This is a genomic window from Actinomadura latina NBRC 106108 (assembly GCF_001552195.1).
Classification (GTDB): Bacteria; Actinomycetota; Actinomycetes; order Streptosporangiales; family Streptosporangiaceae; genus Spirillospora; species Spirillospora latina.
Genome location: NZ_BCQS01000073.1, coordinates 1 through 984, shown reverse-complemented (window position 1 = coordinate 984; position 984 = coordinate 1). Strand labels below are relative to the sequence as shown.

The 984-nt window shown below is 64.2% G+C and carries 1 protein-coding gene; it reads left to right on the top strand.

Annotated elements, in window-relative coordinates; all coding sequences use genetic code 11:
* Nucleotides 1-22 precede the first annotated feature (22 nt).
* On the top strand, nucleotides 23-984 hold a 962-nt coding region (locus AL2_RS35835; protein ID WP_067641749.1), incomplete at its 3' end, for an IS630 family transposase.

The window sequence follows — 984 nt, the reverse complement described above, 5'->3', positions numbered from 1 at the left end:
TGTCGAGGTGGGCGGGGTGGAGATGGCAGAACCGGTAAGGGCTCGGCAGCTCACCGATTTTGAGGGCCAGAAGCTGCAGCAGATCGTGCGGCGGGGCAGACATGATTCGGTGAAGGTCCGCCGGGCTTTGATCATTATGGCGTCGGCGTCGGGAACATCGGTTCAGGCCATTGCGGGATTGGTGGCGGCGCATGAGGACACGGTCCGGGATGTGGTCCATGCGTTCAACGCCAAGGGGCTGGCCGCGTTGGACCCTCAGTGGGCGGGAGGCCGTCCCCGCCTGATCAGCGTTGAGGAGGAGGACTACGTGGCGGCGACGGCTTTGACCCGCCCGGAGAAGCTCGGCAGGCCGTTCACGCATTGGAGCCTGCGCAAACTGTCGGACTATCTGGCCGGCAATCAGGTGCGGGTGGTGAGGATCGGCCGGGAGCGGTTGCGGCGGCTCATGCACGAACGGAAGATCTCTTTTCAGCGGACCCGGACCTGGAAGGAGTCCAAGGACCCTGACCGGGAGGCCAAGCTCGACCGGATCGAGTATGTGACCAGGCGCTTCTTCGACCGGTGTTTCGCCTTCGACCAGTTCGGTCCGTTGTCGATCCGACCCTGCCACGGGGCTTCGTGGGCGAGGCGGGAACATCCCGATCGGCTGCCGGCGACCTATCACCGCACCCATGGAGTCCGATATTTCCACGGCTGCTACTCCCTGGGCGATGACCGGTTGTGGGGTATCAGCCATCGGCGCAAGGGCAGCGGCAACACCCTGAAGGCGTTGAAATCGATCCGTGCCGCCCGGCCTGATGGCGCACCGATCTACATCATTTTGGACAACCTGTCGGCGAACAAGACACCGCCGATCCGGAACTGGGCAGCCAGGAACAAGGTCGAGTTGTGCTTCACACCGACAAGCGCGTCCTGGGCCAACCCGATCGAGGCGCAGTTCGGGCCGCTCCGCAACTTCGTCATGGGCGCCTCCGACCACCCCAA